The sequence below is a fragment of the Leucobacter sp. OH1287 genome, assembly GCF_003859945.1.
Lineage (GTDB): Bacteria > Actinomycetota > Actinomycetes > Actinomycetales > Microbacteriaceae > Canibacter.
In genome coordinates this window covers 82,314-98,438 of sequence record NZ_RQYM01000007.1, presented here as the reverse complement: position 1 = coordinate 98,438, position 16,125 = coordinate 82,314, and the positions used below count along the sequence as shown (strand labels likewise).

At 60.6% G+C, this 16,125-nt stretch carries 13 protein-coding genes; 7 read left to right on the top strand and 6 right to left on the bottom strand.

Translation table 11 applies throughout. The features are described from left to right. Positions 1 to 29: 29 nt before the first annotated feature. From EII30_RS05335 to EII30_RS05320, 4 genes are all read left to right on the top strand, one after another. A complete protein-coding gene (locus EII30_RS05335; protein WP_124886295.1) occupies positions 30 to 1,673 on the top strand; it encodes a TIGR04028 family ABC transporter substrate-binding protein in 1,644 nt (547 codons plus the stop codon). Positions 1,674 to 1,843: 170 nt separating this feature from the next. Then, the gene (locus tag EII30_RS05330; RefSeq protein ID WP_124886294.1) at positions 1,844 to 2,779 is read left to right on the top strand and encodes an ABC transporter permease; all 936 of its coding nucleotides are present in this window, start codon (positions 1,844 to 1,846) and stop codon (positions 2,777 to 2,779) included. After that, a complete protein-coding gene (locus tag EII30_RS05325; protein WP_124886293.1) occupies positions 2,776 to 3,573 on the top strand; it encodes an ABC transporter permease in 798 nt (265 codons plus the stop codon). Before EII30_RS05330 ends, EII30_RS05325 begins: the two co-directional genes overlap by 4 nt. Beyond that, positions 3,570 to 5,165 (top strand): ABC transporter ATP-binding protein, encoded by a 1,596-nt coding sequence (locus EII30_RS05320; RefSeq protein ID WP_124886292.1) that lies wholly within the window; start codon positions 3,570 to 3,572, stop codon positions 5,163 to 5,165. The genes EII30_RS05325 and EII30_RS05320 overlap by 4 nt, the downstream gene beginning before the upstream one ends. Positions 5,166 to 5,229: 64 nt before the next feature. Here the strand turns inward: EII30_RS05320 and EII30_RS05315 are convergent, their stop codons facing one another. After that, positions 5,230 to 5,418, bottom strand: a complete 189-nt coding sequence (locus EII30_RS05315; protein ID WP_124886291.1) for a hypothetical protein — start codon at positions 5,416 to 5,418, stop codon at positions 5,230 to 5,232. 17 nt (positions 5,419 to 5,435) lie between these two features. After that, positions 5,436 to 9,419 carry an ATP-dependent RNA helicase HrpA gene (hrpA, locus tag EII30_RS05310; protein ID WP_124886290.1) on the bottom strand — a complete coding sequence of 1,328 codons (3,984 nt, stop codon included), beginning with the start codon at positions 9,417 to 9,419 and terminating at the stop codon, positions 5,436 to 5,438. A gap of 87 nt (positions 9,420 to 9,506) precedes the next feature. On the opposite strand from hrpA, the gene EII30_RS05305 reads away from it, so the two are divergent. Next, positions 9,507 to 10,358 carry an aldo/keto reductase gene (locus tag EII30_RS05305; protein WP_124886289.1) on the top strand — a complete coding sequence of 284 codons (852 nt, stop codon included), beginning with the start codon at positions 9,507 to 9,509 and terminating at the stop codon, positions 10,356 to 10,358. A gap of 75 nt (positions 10,359 to 10,433) precedes the next feature. Beyond that, positions 10,434 to 11,855, top strand: coding sequence for an argininosuccinate synthase (argG, locus tag EII30_RS05300; protein ID WP_124886288.1), 1,422 nt, complete (start codon positions 10,434 to 10,436; stop codon positions 11,853 to 11,855). A gap of 172 nt (positions 11,856 to 12,027) precedes the next feature. Here argG and EII30_RS05295 read toward each other — a convergent pair whose 3' ends face one another. Beyond that, positions 12,028 to 12,282 carry a WhiB family transcriptional regulator gene (locus EII30_RS05295; RefSeq protein WP_124886351.1) on the bottom strand — a complete coding sequence of 85 codons (255 nt, stop codon included), beginning with the start codon at positions 12,280 to 12,282 and terminating at the stop codon, positions 12,028 to 12,030. Positions 12,283 to 12,437: 155 nt separating this feature from the next. Between EII30_RS05295 and EII30_RS05290 the strand changes: the two genes are divergently transcribed. Continuing rightward, positions 12,438 to 12,902, top strand: coding sequence for a hypothetical protein (locus EII30_RS05290; RefSeq protein ID WP_124886287.1), 465 nt, complete (start codon positions 12,438 to 12,440; stop codon positions 12,900 to 12,902). A 71-nt stretch (positions 12,903 to 12,973) separates the two neighbouring features. Here EII30_RS05290 and bcp read toward each other — a convergent pair whose 3' ends face one another. The 3 genes from bcp to aroA are packed head-to-tail and all read right to left on the bottom strand — an operon-like array spanning position 12,974 to position 15,955. Beyond that, the gene (bcp, locus tag EII30_RS05285) at positions 12,974 to 13,456 is read right to left on the bottom strand and encodes a thioredoxin-dependent thiol peroxidase (protein WP_124886286.1); all 483 of its coding nucleotides are present in this window, start codon (positions 13,454 to 13,456) and stop codon (positions 12,974 to 12,976) included. A gap of 15 nt (positions 13,457 to 13,471) precedes the next feature. Then, positions 13,472 to 14,509: a ribosome small subunit-dependent GTPase A gene (rsgA, locus tag EII30_RS05280; protein ID WP_124886285.1), complete on the bottom strand. Its 1,038-nt coding sequence runs from the start codon at positions 14,507 to 14,509 to the stop codon at positions 13,472 to 13,474. Then, positions 14,510 to 15,955 carry a 3-phosphoshikimate 1-carboxyvinyltransferase gene (gene aroA / locus EII30_RS05275; RefSeq protein WP_124886284.1) on the bottom strand — a complete coding sequence of 482 codons (1,446 nt, stop codon included), beginning with the start codon at positions 15,953 to 15,955 and terminating at the stop codon, positions 14,510 to 14,512. Positions 15,956 to 16,125 lie beyond the last annotated feature (170 nt).

Genomic DNA, 16,125 nt, shown 5'->3' with positions numbered 1-16,125 from the left:
AACCAACCCCTACACAAGAACAGGTGAAAATGAAGAACATTGTGAAACTTGGTGCCGCCGCCGCAACCGTTGCGTTGCTCGCGGGTTGCGCAGGAGGTGCCGGTGACTCAGACAAGGCGAACAGCTCGGGCGAGGGCGGAGAGAAGATCCTCACCTACCTGGAGCCAAACACCTTCACAACCCTCTACCCGGCATCCGCTGGCTACTATCCAAACGGTGGTGTTGTAAACCAGATCACCGACCGACTGCTCTTCCAGGACCCAGAAACCTTCGAGCTGTCACCGTGGATCGCAACCTCACTGCCAGAGGTGAACGAGGACGCAACTGAGTACACCTTCGATATTCGTACCGATGTCACCTACTCAGACGGCACCCCGCTGACCTCAGAGAACGTTGTCAAGAACATCAGCCTGTTCGCGCTGGGTGACCCAGAGCGGAAGCTCAGCCCGTCTGAGCAGATCAGCAACTTTGAGCGCGGCGAGGTGGTAGACGAGGACACCGTCAAGTTCTACTTCACCGCCCCAGCTCCTGGCTTTGCGCAGGCGGTTAGCGTTTACAACGCTGGTCTGCTATCTGACGCAACACTCGACAAAACAAGCGAAGAGTTTGGTCCAGGAAACGCAACAACCATTATCGGCTCAGGTCCGTTCGTGATCTCTGACGAGAAGGTTGGATCCGAGCTCACCCTCACCGCGCGTGAAGACTACGACTGGGCTCCTCCAGCTAACAAGCACCAGGGTCGCGCCCAGATCGATGGCATTAAGTACATTCTTGCCGCCGAGGAGTCAGTGCGAATCGGTGCGCTAACCTCCGGTCAGGCAGATGTTGTGCGTGAGATTTCAGCTCCGAAAGAAAAAGAGGTGAAGGCCTCAGGCGCGGAGATTAAGTCTTACTCAACCGGTGGTATGACCAACCAGCTCGACTTCCGTTTCCTCCACCCGCTGCTCAGCGATATTAAGGTGCGTCAGGCAATCTTCGCCGGCATCGACCGTGAGGGCATCGTGAAGTCACTGTTCACCGAGTCATACCCGCTGGCAACCAGCCCGGTTGACTCACGCTCAAAAGCACACGTTGATGTCAGCAAGGCTTACAAGTACGATCCAAAGCAGGCAGAGAAACTGCTTGACGAGGCCGGTTGGAAGCTCGGCAGCGACGGCATCCGTGAAAAAGACGGCGCTAAGCTGGAGATCACCTTCAACGAGGCACTGCCACAGCCACGCTCCAAAGAGGTTATAACCAAGGTGCAGGAGCAGCTCGGCAAGATCGGTATTAAGGTAAACATCTTCGCCGGTGACTTCGCCGCACAGGACGAGGCATCGAAGGACATCAACCAGGTGCAGATCCGTCACACCATGGTTGGCCGCGCTGACTACGACGTCATCAAGTCACTCTACTACTCAAAGAACCGCAACCAGCTGCTCAACTACAACGCAGCAACCGGTGAGATCGGCGATCCACACCTGGAGAGCCTGCTAGAGAAGATCTCATCGAGCGCGGCCGAGGAGGATCGAATCGCAGCCGCACAGGAGGTACAGCACTACCTCACCGACAACTACTACGTGCTGCCACTGTTTGAGGAGCCACAGGTGTATGGTGTGCAGCCATACGTTAAAGGCTTCCGCGGTGAGGCTGTTGCCCGGCCATGGTTCTACAACGTCAGCATCGAAAAATAAGCTCACGGGGTAAAACCAAAACAGGCAACGAAAAGAGTGTGTCGAGGGTTAACTAGCTAGATTACTCTCGAGACAATCCGATGGCGTTAGCCGTCCAAAGTTGATCGCACAGTTTGCTGGTGTGGTGCTAAGTGCGCCACACCAGCAAATTTTGATAGCAGGTAAAAAGCATGAGTTTAAAACAGCTACTTTTGCGAGTGGGTCAGGCAGTGATTGTGCTGCTGGCAACCTACACACTCGCTTTTGTGCTGCTGCAGATTCTGCCCTCTGACGCAGTCATGGCTCGATACGGCAGCCCCGATCTCGGGCTCACCCCCGAACAGATCGCAGAAATACGCGCCTCATACGGCGTCGACAAGCCACTGATTGTGCAGTATTTCACCTCCCTTGTCGCCTTCTTCACCGGTAACCTTGGTTACTCTGTGCAGAGCGGTGCGGCGGTGACTGTGCTGCTCGGTGAGGCGCTACCGTCAACCCTGACGCTCGCCAGTCTGGCGTTCCTGCTGGGTGTGGTTCTGGCGTTCCTGATCGCAACCCTCGCAAACTTCTCCGGCCGCGTCAACAGTTTCTTCCAGTCGCTGCCGTCGCTGCTAATCGCGGTGCCAACCTTCTGGATCGGGATCATCCTCATCCAGGTTGTGTCATTCCAGCTCGGGTGGATCAGCATCATCAACCCCGGGCCGGTGGAGGAGCTGATCCTCCCGGTTATAACCCTGTCAATCCCGGTTGCAGCAACCCTCTCGCAGGTGCTTATCAGGGCGATCAACGAAGCAAAACAGCAGTCGTTTGTGCCAGTTGTGCGGGCGCGCGGAGCGAGCGAAGCGAGAGTCTTCTTCGGCAACATTCTGCGCAACGCCGCCCTGCCGAGCCTCACCATCGCGGGTGTGCTGTTTGGTGAACTGGTCGGCGGCGCGGTTGTTACCGAAACCGTGTTCTCCCGCACCGGCATCGGCAACCTGACCGTTAACGCGGTTGCCAACCGAGACACCCCGGTTTTGATGGCGGTCGTGGTTATCGCCGCAACCGTCTACGTGCTTATCAACCTGATCGTGGATCTGCTCTACCCAATCATTGATCCACGTCTTCGCAGGAGGGCAGCAGCATGAAACAGCTAAAAAAGCCCGGTTTTATTATCTCTGCGCTGGTTGTGACGGTGGCGATTCTCGCCGCGCTAATCCCGCAGCTGTTCAGCCAGGGGGATCCGCTCGAGAGCGTTGCAGAACCGCTGCTCAGCCCAAGCTTTGACCACTGGTTTGGAACCGACGCGGTCGGCCGTGACCTCTACACCAGGGTTGTTTACGGTGCCAGAGAGTCGCTGCTCGGCGCACTCATCGCCGTCAGCGTCGGCCTGGTCGGCGGCACCCTGATCGGCCTGCTCGCAGGATCCCTGCGCGGCGTCGTTGACGCGGTGCTGATGCGCCTGGTTGATGTGCTGCTCAGCATTCCGTCACTGCTGCTCGCACTGAGCGTGATTATCCTCCTCGGTTTCGGCACGGTTAACGCCGCAATCGCGGTCGGTGTCACCTCCGTAGCAACCTTCGCGAGACTCACCCGCTCACGGGTGCTAGCGGTCGCCGCATACGATTTTGTTGAGGCGGCATACGGATCCGGTGGCAGCAAAATCAATGTGCTCTGCAAACACATTCTGCCCAACTCGCTAACCCCGGTGTTTGCGCTCGCCGCTTTACAGTTTGGATCCGCGATCCTGCAGCTGTCAATGCTCGGCTTCCTCGGCTACGGGGCCCCGCCACCAACACCTGAGTGGGGCCTATTAATCAGCGACGCCCGCGACTACATCGCAAGCAGCTGGTGGCTGACAGTGCTGCCCGGTCTTGTCATCGTCTCGGTGGTTGTCGCAACCAACTATCTCAGCCAGGTTTTGCAGAAGGAGGCAAAGTGAGCAGGGCAGCTTTAAAGGTTAACAATCTCGCGGTTGCCTACCGTGGCACACACGGCATTGTGCAGGCTGTGCAGGAGGTTTCGCTGGAGGTGGAACCGGGGCAGATCACCGCGATTGTGGGTGAGTCAGGATCCGGCAAATCAACGACCGCGAGCGCGATTATCGGGCTGCTTCCCGGCAACGCGGAGGTGACCGCTGGCAGTATCACCCTCGGTGATCTCGACCTGACCAAGCTGAAGGGTCGCGCCTGGAGGAGTGTCCGCGGAAAACGCATCGCCTTAATCCCGCAGGATCCAAACAACTCACTCAACCCAGTGAAGACAATCGGCGAGTCCGTTGGTGAGGGGCTTGCGATCCACGGGCGAATCAGTGGCGCGGAACGGAAAAAACGCGTGATTGAGTTGCTCGACAGGGTGGGAATCAGCGAGCCGGAGCGACGCTACCGGCAGTACCCGCACGAGCTATCCGGCGGTATGAAACAGCGCTGCCTGATTGCGGCGGCGCTCGCGCTCGAACCCGAGTTTATTATCGCCGACGAGCCAACCAGCGCGCTTGATGTGACAGTGCAGCGGGTGATCCTCGATTTAATTGACAAAATGCGTAAGGAGCTCGGCGTTGGTGTGCTGCTGATCACACACGATCTGGCGGTTGCGGGTGACCGCGCCAACCGGGTGGTTGTGATGCAGAACGGTGTTGTCCGGGAGACCGGTTACGCGGCGGCGGTTTTGGACGCGCCACAGCACGAATACACTAAGCGTCTGCTCAGCGACGTGCCATCGCTCAACCTGAACGATGTGCCCAAGCGGGTGCAGCGCGACACTGAGACGCTTTTAACCGTCGACGGCTTCACCCAGCGGTTTGGTGACTTCACCGCCGCAGAGGACATCAGTTTCACGGTGAAGCGCGGCACAACGCACGCGATTGTGGGGGAGTCCGGCTCCGGTAAAACCACAACCGGGCGCGCGATTGCCGGCTTCAGCAAGCCAACCGCCGGGCAGATCCTACTCGATGGGAAACTGGTGCGGGCGCACGATCGGCAGCTGCGCAAACAGATTCAGCTGGTCTACCAAAACCCGTACTCGTCACTCGATCCGAGGCAAACAATCGCGCAGATTGTGGGGGAGCCGCTGCGCAACTTCAAGCTCGCAAACAAACAGCAGATCGCTGAGAAGGTTTCGGAGTATCTGCAGCTTGTCGCGCTCGACCCGCAGCTTGCGAGCCGTCGCCCCGCTGAGCTCTCCGGCGGTCAGCGTCAGCGTGTTGCGATCGCTCGCGCGCTAATCCTCGAACCCGAGGTGGTTGTGTTTGATGAGGCGGTTTCAGCGCTTGACGTGACCGTGCAGTCGCAGATTCTGCGGCTGCTCACCCGCCTGCAGCGGGAACGCGACATCACCTACGTCTTTATCTCCCACGACCTCGCGGTTGTGCGGCAGATCTCAGACACGGTGTCGGTTCTGCAAAACGGCGAGCAGGTTGAATCCGGGGTGACCGAGCGGGTGTTTGCGGATCCGCAACACGCGTTCACTAAGCAGCTGATCGCCGCAATTCCCGGCGCCCGCTTCCGGGACGGGATGCTCAACCTCGGGCTCTAGGATCGGCGGCTCGTGGGCTCGGCAGGGTCGGTTTGCCGGCCCGCCCCGAGCCCTGCGCCACTCGCTAGCGCTTCCCGGCGCCGCGGTTTCGGTTAATAATCAGAACCGTGGCGCCGATCAGCAGCGCCAGCAACAGCAGATTGGCGGCGATGCGGATCCACGCTGGATCACGCGGTAAGAAACTGATCGTGGCAACGCCGATTGAGGCGGCCACGAAGGCGAGAACAAAATAGATTACGGCATCTCGACGCATACACCCATCCTAACCGGTTAAACCTCTGTGAGGGCTTTGCGGATCCGCTGCCCCGAAACCTTCTCGGCGGTGCCCAGCTGCTGCGCAAACAGGCTAACCCGCAGCTCCTCCAAAAGCCACCTAACCCGCGTTAGCTGCGGATCGGCGGTCGCGCTGTGGGGGAGGGATCCGCCCCGCTCCTGATAGGCGGCGGTGAGGGTTGAAATCTCCTGCATGGCGACGCGGTCGCGGCCCGCCTGCTGCTGCAGCTGCTGCATCCGGTGGGTGACAGCTCGCAGATAAACCGGCAGCCTGGCAAGCTGTTTTAGTCCGGTGCGGGCGATAAAACCGGTTCCGGAAGCGGGCGCCCAGACGAGCGCGTCAAGCTGCGCGGACGCGTCAGCAACCTGGCTTAAAACCGCGAGCGATTTAACGCTCGCAATCGCCTGCCTTGCGGTTTTTAGCTCCTCTAAAACGGTCACAACCAGCGCGATCGTCTGATAGGTCTTATCGAGGATCCGGTCCTGGAAGCGGCTGCACGCCTCCGCGAACTCGCTGCGCTGCCAAATCAGGCCGTCAGCGTCTAATTCCCGGACGGTTTCCTCGGCAACCGCGAGCGCAATATCGGCGATCACATCGTCCAACCCGCGGTAGGGGCCGGCGCCGAGCAGCAGCTTCTCCCGCTGGGTGAGATGCTCACGCACATAGCTCTGCAGCGGCGGGCTCGACAGCGCAACCAGCCGCCGCACACCGAGCCGGTGGGTCGCCGCCTGCGCTAGTGGATCCGTCAACAGCTGCAAATCGACGCTGCCGCGCTTATCAACCAGCGCCGGATACACCCGAACAGAGCCCTGACTGCGGTTTTTCGGCTGCGCGTAGTTCGCGCGCAGCTGCTGCGGGATGACGTCGGCACCGGGCTCGGCGAGGCTCGCGCCGCCGGGGCCTGAGCCGCCGGGGCCTGAGCCGCCGGGGCCTAAACCAGCGGGATCCGCCCCACCGCCGGATCCACCCCCGTCGAGCACCGGCCAGTCGGTTAACCCCGTTTGCGTTATCGTGTGCTTCGGCACAGCGCTTGTGTAGGCGGCCGCGGTTTTTGTCTCCGCAACCCGTTTTAGGCGCTGCTGCAGCTCGCCAAGGTCCTTGCCTGTGCCAACGGTTTTGCCGCCGCCGTCAACAACCCGGAAATTGGGGCGCAGGTGCGCGGGCAGTCGCTCAACCGCGAAATCCTCGGCGGTTACCGGAACCCCGGCGAGCCGCCTAATCTGCTTCGCCAAAAGCTCACGCAAAAGCGGCGTATCCTCGGGTGTGTGGGCGTCGTCACCGAGCTCATCCTGCACACTCGCGAGCAGTGTTTTCGCCCAGTCGTTCGCGGGCACAACGTGTTTGCGGATCGGTTTCGGCAGCGTTTTAATCAGCGCGGCAATCAGTTCCAAGCGGAGCCCCGGCACAAGACTCTCAAACGACCCCTCCGGCAGTGACTGCAGCAGCGGCAGCGGCACCGTCACCGTCACACCGTCATCGTCCGCGCGCGGATCAAAACGGTACCGCAACTGCAGCCGCTGCTCACCAAAGCTCCAAACGCGCGGGAACTCCGCCGAATCGCTCTCCGCGGCGGCGGTGTCCTGCAACAGCAGATCCTCTTTTGTCGCGTTTAACAGCTTCGGTGTCTGCTTCACCGTCTTCGTCCACCACGCCGTAAAATCCTGCGCGGTCACAACCTGTTTCGGGATCCGCTCATCGTAGAACTCGCAGAGCGTCTCCTCGTCACCAACCAGGCCGCGCTGCCGGGTGCGCTCCTCCAGCTGCTCCAGCTGTTTGCGCAGCTGCTGATTGTGTCGCATAAAACTGTGCGACTCGGCCCACTCGCCGTTTACGAGCGCGTGCCGAATAAACAGCTGCCTGGCCAGCGTCGCATCATATTTTGCGAGGCTGACACGGCGTTTTTCAACGATCGGAACCCCGTAGAGCAGCACCCGCTCGTAGCCGCTCGCCTGCCCACGCGACGCCTGCCAGTGCGGGTCACTGTAGCTGCGACGCAGCAGCTGGGGTGCGAGCTGCTCAGCCCACTCCGGCCGCAACTGCGCGTTTAACCGCCCAAACAGGCGAGAGGTTTCAACGAGCTCAACGCTCATCACCGCCTCCGGGTTCTTCCCCTTCAAAACACTGCTCGGGTGCAGCACAAACCGTCTGCCGCGCGCCCCAATATACTCGCGAGGCTGCCCGTATGCACGCTGCTTGGTGGATCCGCCCTTTTGACTGCCACCTGGCTTCGGTGACCCCACGTCATCCCGCAGGCCGATGTGGGAGAGGAGACCGGAGAGCACACAAAAGTGGATCAGCTCGTATTTTCCACTCACCAGTTTCGCGGCGGATCCGGTTTTCTCCCGCTCCGGCACCTCCTGCAGCGCCCGAGTCAGTTGCCGATTCAGGTCTAACCACTCGCGCACCCGCAGCACATTCAAAAACTCGCGTTTTAACAGCCGCCGAAAAGCGCTGCCGCTGAGCTCACGCTGCTGCTCGTTCAGGTAGTTCCAGAGGTTTAGCAGGGTGATTAAATCGCCCTGCGGATCGTTAAACCTGCTGTGGCTCTGTTTCGCCTGCTCACGCTGCTCGGTCGGATACTCCCGCACATCGGGGATAGTTAAACCGGCTGTCAACGCGATAATCTCAGGCGCGATTCCCTGTTTTGCCCCCTCTAAAACCATGCGACTGTAGCGAGGCTCCAGCGGCAGCCTCGCAATCGCGCGACCGGTGCGGGTTATTTTCCCGCCGCTAACCGCGCCAATCTCCTCCAAAAGCGCAACACCGTCCCGCACACCCTTCGCGTCTGGAGGCGTTAAGAACGGGAACTTTTTGACCGCGCCAAGCCCGAGCGAGTACATCTGCAGCAGCACCGCGGCAAGACCCGTGCGGAGAATCTCCGGATCCGTAAACTCTGGCCTGGCGTTAAAATCCTCCTCGCTGTAGAGGCGGATCGCAACACCCGGGCTGAGCCTGCCAGCTCGCCCGGAACGCTGGGTTGCGCTCGCCTTCGAGATCGCCTCAATCGGTAGCCGCTGCACCTTGCTGCGACTGGAGTAGCGGCTGATCCTGGCCGTTCCCGCGTCAACAACCGCGGTGATACCGGGCACGGTGATGCTCGTTTCGGCAACGTTGGTTGCCAGCACGATTCGTCGCTTCCCGGAAGCTACCGGGGCAAAAACCCGGTGCTGATCCGCCGCCGAGAGCCTGCCGTAGAGGGGGAGCACCTCGAAGCTTGCGGGGTTGAAACGCCCAGAGATTGCCTCCGCGGCATCCCGAATCTCACCCTCACCTGAGAGGAACACGAGCATATCGCCGGAGGTGTCCGCTTTCAGCTCGGTGAGTGCGGCGGTTATACCGTCGTAGAGGTCCTCACCCGCGGCCGTGTCAAGCGGTCGATACCGCACCTCAACCGGGTAGGTGCGCCCGGAAACGGTGATAATCGGTGCGCCGTGAAAATGCTCACTAAACGCCTCCGGGTTAATCGTCGCGGAGGTGATAATCACCCTGAGATCGGGGCGTTTCGGCAGAATCGTCCGCAGATAACCGAGTAGAAAATCAATGTTGAGGCTGCGCTCGTGCGCCTCATCAATAATGATTGTGTCGTACTGTCTAAGCAGTCTGTCGCGGTGGATCGCGTTCAACAGGATGCCGTCCGTCATCAGGCGGATCTCGGTGCTCTCACTAACCCGATCCGTAAACCGCACCTGGTAGCCGACACGCTCACCGACTTTAGTGCCGAGCTCCTCCGCGATCCGCTCCGCAACCGAGCGCGCTGCGATGCGGCGCGGCTGGGTGTGCGCAATCTTCCGGCGGCCAAGAGTCAGAGCGATCTTCGGCAGCTGGGTGGTTTTACCCGAACCCGTTTCACCGGCGACGATCACAACCTGGTTGTTTTTTATCGCCTCGGCGATCTCGTCACGCTGCTTGGAAACCGGCAGCCCAGGGTTGAAGCTGATTTCGCTTAGCGGCTGTGCGCTCTGGTTATTTTCTGCTGACATATTCTCTGTTTTAGTGCTTGTCCATACAGCTTACCGTTCCCCGGCGTTCAGATTAAATTTACATGCTGGCTGGTTATTGTTGTTTATATGACTGTTAACGCTCAGAAAAACGCAAACGCAATTCCCGGTGTGCAATTAAGTGACGGGTTTGTGATCCCGCAGCTCGGTATCGGCACCTATCAGCTGCCAAACGACGAGGCGGAGGCGATTGTTGCCGCCGGTCTCGAACTGGGTTACCGTCACATTGACACTGCTTCGCTCTACAAGAACGAGGAGGGCGTCGGCAAGGCGGTTGCCGCATCCGGGCTTGACCGCTCCGATGTCTGGGTGACAACGAAACTCTGGCACACCGACCACGGGGATCCGCTCGGCGGCCTGCGCGCGAGCCTTGACCGGCTGCAGCTCGATTATGTTGACCTGTTCTTGATCCACTGGCCAACCCCGAAGCTTGGCACCGCCTGGCAGGCGTGGGAGGGTCTGATTGAGGCGCGGGAGCTCGGCCTCACCCGCTCAATCGGTGTCTCAAACTTCGAGATCGAACACCTTGAGCGCATCATCGGTGACACCGGCGCAACCCCGTCGGTTAACCAGATCGAGCTGCACCCGCACCACCAGCACCGCGAACTCGTTGAATACTGCAAACAGCGCAACATTGTGATCGAATCTTGGAGCCCGCTCGCGCAGGGGCGCAAGCAGCTGTTTGCGGATCCGGCAGTCGCCGACGCAGCCAAAGCACACGGCAAATCACCCGCGCAGATTGTGCTGCGCTGGCACCTGGAGAAGGGCTTTGTTGTGTTCCCGAAAACCGCGACCGCTTCCCGGCTTGGAGAAAACCTCGACATCTTCGACTTTGAGCTGACCGCCGCCGAAATCGAGGCGATTGACGCGCTGGAGGGTCTGGGGGAGAGCAGCATCAGCCCTTACGACATGAACGGCTAGAGCGGGGCGGATCGGATCCACCCGCTGCCTGAAAACGTTGGGGTGTATCGGCGCTGACAGGGTAAGATAAAAGCTATGTCAAAAGTACTCTCATCGTTACCCGTTGGCGAGCGGGTCGGAATCGCATTCTCTGGTGGACTAGATACCTCCTGTGCGGTGGCGTGGATGCGCGACAAGGGCGCTATTCCATACACCTACACAGCAGACATTGGGCAGTATGACGAGCCGGACATCGAGGGCGTTGCAACCCGCGCAACCCAGTACGGCGCCGAGGCTGCGCGTCTGATTGACGCGAAACTGCCGCTTGTTGAGGAGGGTTTTGTGGCCCTGCAGTGCGGTGCGTTTAACGTCCGCAGCGCCGGTAAAACCTACTTCAACACAACCCCGCTCGGCCGCGCCGTCACCGGCACCATGCTGGTGCGGGCGATGAAGGAGGACGGTGTTGAGATCTGGGGTGACGGATCCACCTACAAGGGCAACGATATTGAGCGGTTCTACCGCTACGGTCTGATGGCTAACCCGGCGCTGCGCATCTACAAGCCGTGGCTAGACAGCGACTTTGTTGCCGAGCTTGGCGGCCGGAAAGAGATGAGCGAGTGGCTGGTTGCGCACGGCTACCCCTACCGCGACTCAACCGAGAAAGCCTACTCAACCGACGCCAACATTTGGGGTGCAACCCACGAGGCTAAAACCCTCGAGTATTTGAGTGAGGGGCTCGACATTGTTGAGCCGATTATGGGTGTTGCTGCCTGGCGTGAAGACGTTGAGGTTGTAACCGAGGTGGTTAGCGTCAGGTTTGAGGCTGGCCGTCCCGTCGCGATTAACGGCGTCAGCTTTGATGATCCGGTCGCGCTCGTGTTCGAGGCGAACAAGATCGGCGGCAGGCACGGTCTCGGCGTTAGCGACCAGATTGAGAACCGGATTATTGAGGCGAAATCGCGCGGTATCTATGAGGCACCGGGAATGGCGCTGCTGCACATTGTTTACGAGCGGCTGCTGAACGCGATCCACAACGAAAACACCCTCGAAACCTACTATGAGCAGGGTCGCAGGCTCGGCCGGCTGATGTACGAGGGCCGCTGGTTTGACCCGCAGTCACTGATGCTGCGTGAGTCGATTCAGCGCTGGGTTGCTTCCGCGATCACCGGTGAGGTGACGCTGCGCCTGCGTCGCGGCGACGACTACACAATCCTCAACACAGAGGGTCCAAACCTCAGCTACCACCCAGAGAAGCTGTCGATGGAGCGCGTTGGTGACGCTGCTTTTGGGCCAGAGGATCGGATCGGCCAGCTGACCATGCGGAACCTCGACATTGCTGACTCCCGCAGCAGGCTGGAACAGTACGCAAGCCTCGGTCTCGTTGGCGGCCCGACCGCTGAGCTGGTTGGCAAGCTGGAAAAGGGCGGTGCGGAGGAGATCGCGCAGTCTGACGTTAGCGTTGACCCGGCCGGTGAGCAGCTTGGGCTCGCGGCTGCTTTCGACGCTGGAACAGACTAGCGGCTGTTTCGAGGCCGGAGTAGCTAGCGGTTAAGCGGCCTCGCCAGGCAGGTTGCTTTCAACAAAAAACTGTGGCGGTTACGGGTTAGACCCGTAGCCGCCACAGTCTATTCAAAGGAGCTATCATGAATACTTGCTGCTGCTTTCACAGCAGTCAACCATCGTTGATAGTTTAGTGCGCGGTCGCACGCCGCGCACGTGCCGCGCGCCTCTTCAGCGCACGTCTTTCATCCTCGCTGAGACCACCCCAGACGCCGTGATCCTGATTAGAATCCATTGCGTACTGCAGGCACATGTCGGTTACAGTGCAACGAGCGCAAACCGCTTTTGCGCGCTCGATCTGGTCAACAGCCGGCCCGGTGTTACCCACCGGGAAGAATAGTTCTGGGTCTGCCGTTAAGCAGGCCGCGTTTTCTCGCCAATCCATGATCTTCACATCCCTCTTCTGTTTTGCCGGTTATCGAAGCTATCTTTGGCAAAACTCGATGACATATATAATTGCACGCATGGGCTAAAGTTTCAAGCATTTTATAGAACTTTTTTCTTAGCTTTGCCTAACATAAATAGAACGGATAACATCGGATGAACACCCACGAAGACAGCAAAAACAGCGGTTCAGCGGCAACTCCCGAGCAGCTCAGCAGAACAGCCTGGCTGGTTGCAACAGCTGTGCTGTTTATTGAGCTGATCGGTGCCGGTGTGATGCTGTGGGTTGCGGTGCAGGGCGCTGCGACGAATGGTGCAGTCGCCAACTCTCCAGCGGTTAGCCCGGAGCAGCCGCTCGCCGACCTGCTCGGTCTCGTGCTGATGACACTGCTCGGACTGCTCGCCGTTTTGGGCGCGCTCGTTGGGGTCTTCACCCGCAAGGGTTGGGCGCGCGCCGCAACCGTGATGCTGCAGTTTGTGGCGCTCGCGCTCGGACTCGGTGCCTTCCAGGGGCTTATCGCTCCGCGCTGGCTCGGCTATGTGCTGATCGGACTCGCGATTATCGGCTTTGTCGCTGCGCTGAAGATGCGCGCCAGCGACCAGGAGCGTCGCACAGAATAGCGCACGGGAGAGCGCAGGCACAGAGCGGTTAGCAGAGCTCGGGTGCGCCGCCGCGGGGGGAAGGTAGCAGTTTAAGCGTCGAGACCGACGAGCTTCCGGATCCGCGCCACATGCCCTGTCGCTTTAACGTTGCGCAGCACAGTGGTCAGTTTGCCGTCGCCGTCCACGATAAAGGTTGACCTGATAACGCCCTCAACCAGTTTGCCGTAGAGCTTCTTCTTGCCGTAGGCACCGTAGAGGCGGTGCACGGTCAGCTCGGTGTCGCTGAGCAGCGGGTAGCTGAGGCCGTCACGCTCGGCAAACTTGAGCTGTTTCGCTACGCTGTCTTTGGAGATGCCCAAAACGCGGTAGCCGGCAGCCTGCAGCGACGCAACACTGTCGCGGAAATCACACGCCTGCTTGGTGCAGCCGGGCGTCATCGCGGCGGGGTAGAAGAAAATAATCACCGATTCGCCACGAAAATCACTGAGCGAAACGTCGTTGCCGTGCTGATCCTGCAGCGTAAAATCGGGGGCGATATCGCCCTCTACCAGCTCGTTTGTTGATGCGTTCATAGCCTCAAGTTTAGCTTAGAACGGCTGTTTTGTTGCTGAGAGCAGGCGGCGCAGCGAGCTTACGCGGGCGGCGGCGGATCCGCTCAAAACCCCCTCATTAAGCGCGGTGTCGAGGGCGCAACCGATTGCGGTGTCGAGGTGGGTGCAGCCGCGGGGGCAGTCGGCGGTGAAGCTGCCCAGCTCGGTGAAACCGGCGAGCACACTGTCGGAGGTGACGTGCCCGAGCCCGAAGGAGCGCACACCCGGGGTGTCGATAACCCAGCCGCTTTCGGATCCGCTGGTCACCCGCATTGTCACAGCCGACGACGAGGTGTGCCTGCCGCGGCCGGTGACCTCGTTAACGTAGCCGGTTGCGCGCTGTGCCTCGGGGACGAGCGCGTTAATCAGGGTTGACTTGCCGACACCGGAGTGGCCGATAAACACGGTTGTGTTACCCACCAGCGCCTCACGCAGTTCGGCGAGTGGTTCTTTGCCGGGTGCGGAGAGGAACACCGGGATGTCAAGGCCCGCAAAGTGGGAGAGGAAGTCTGACGGGTCTGCGAGATCGGTTTTTGTGACGCACAACAGCGGCTTAATCCCGGCATCGTAGGCGGCAACCAGTGAGCGATCGACGAGCCCGACGCGCGGTTCGGGGCGGGCTGCGGCGACCACGATCAGCATCTGGGTTGCGTTCGCGACCATAATCCGCTCAACCCTGTCGCTGTCGTCGGCGCTACGGCGCAGCAGGGTTTTGCGTTTTTCAATTCCGACGATGCGGGCGAGGGATCCGGGATTCCCGGAGGTGTCACCGGTCAGCCGAACAATATCGCCGTTGACGATCGCCTCGCCGCGCAGTTCGCGGGCGCGGGCGGCAACAACGGTGTGCTCGTCGGCGGTGTCGGCGCCGACCACGAGGCGGTATCTGCCGCGATCCACCCCGATTACCATGCCGGTGACGGCGTTGCTGTAGTCTGGGCGGATTTTGGTTCGCGGGCGGTTCGCCTTCGGGTTGGGGCGCACCCGCACCCTGTCGGAGTAGTCTTCGTACCGGTCAGCGTCAGTGCTCCAGCGCATTTAAACTCCAAAAATAGCGGGCAGGCTGCCGGGGCCCACGGTGCTTTGTGGGGTGGATCCGCCAACGCCGCTGTTCGATGGTGCCTGCAGCAGCTGTCCCCACAGCTCGGTGAAGTTGGGCAGGGTTTTTGTGGTGCAGCCGATGTCCTGCACGGTCACGTCAGGCACGCGCAGCCCGAGAAGCGCGCCGGTTGTCGCCATCCGGTGATCGGCGTAGCTCTGCCAGGTGCCACCGTGCAGTTGGGCGGGGTCGATCTGGATTCCGTCGGGCAACTCGGAGGCGTTACCGCCGAGTCGGTTCAGCTCGGTGACAAGCGCCGCAATCCGGTCGGTTTCGTGGTGGCGGATATGCCCGATTCCAGTGATTTTGCTGGTGCCGTCGGCGAGGGCCGCGAGCCCGATCAGGGTTGGGGCGAGCTCTCCGGCGTGCGACAGATGCAGGTTTACGGGGCGGATCTCGCCGCTGCCGCTCACCGTCAGCGTACCGTTTTCGAGACTCACCTCCGCGCCAAACTCGGGCATAATCTTGCGCAGCTGGTCACCCACCTGGGTTGTTTCCGCCGGCCAGTTGGGGATGCTGACGCTGCCGCCGCAGACGAGCGCGGCCGCCAAGAACGGCGCAGCGTTCGAGAGATCGGGTTCGATAACCACGCGGCGAGCGGCAATCTTGCTCGGCTCAACCGTCCACTTTCCGGGCGCTGGCGATGAGGCGGTGACACCGTGCTCAGCTAGCACCTGCAGTGTCATCTCGATGTGCGGCAGGCTCGGCAGGCTCTCACCCCTGTGGGTGACGGTGATGCCGTCCCGGAAACGCGCGGCCGCCAGCAGCAGCCCGGAAACAAACTGGCTTGACGAGGAGGCGTCGATCTCGATGCTGCCGCCCGCAACCTCCCCAAAACCGTGCACGGTAAACGGCAGCGCACCGCGTCCGTCATCCGAAATATCAACGCCGAGCTCCCGCAGCGCCGCAATTATCGGCGCCATCGGGCGTTTGCGCGCGTAAGGGTCGCCGTCGAAGGCGGTTGGGCCGAGCGCGAGCGCGGCAACCGGCGGCAGAAAACGCATAACCGTGCCAGCCAAACCGCAGTGCACGCTGGTGGATCCGGTCAGCTCCGCGGGCGGTGTCACACGCACCTCTAAAACCCCGCTGACCGGGTCTGTTTCTTCGCTAAAGGCGACACCGAGACTCTTTAAGCCCGCGATCATCAGCTCCGAATCACGCGACTTCAGCGGCGCAACAAGCGTGCTCTCGCCGTTTGCTAGCGCGGCCAGAATCAGCTCCCGGTTGGTCAGCGACTTCGAACCGGGCAGGTGCACTGTCGCCCCGAGCGGATCATGCCACGTCGGCGCCAGCCAGTCGGTAGCGGCCGAATCAGACTCGCCGGTTAGCGGATCCGCGCTGCTTAAAGGATCCGTGTTGCCTCTGGTGTTTTTTGCGATAAACATCATCTCAAGCCTACCTCTTTTTACTCACAGCGGCTTTCGGGAATAGCTGTGCCCACGACGGTGTTTACCCTTTTAGAGCGGCTGGCTGGTGGATCCGCCCGCCCGAATGCTGCGGTTAAAGCCAGCTGCGCTGCCAGCCGGCCGCGCGGGTGAGAGACCCGACCGGGGTA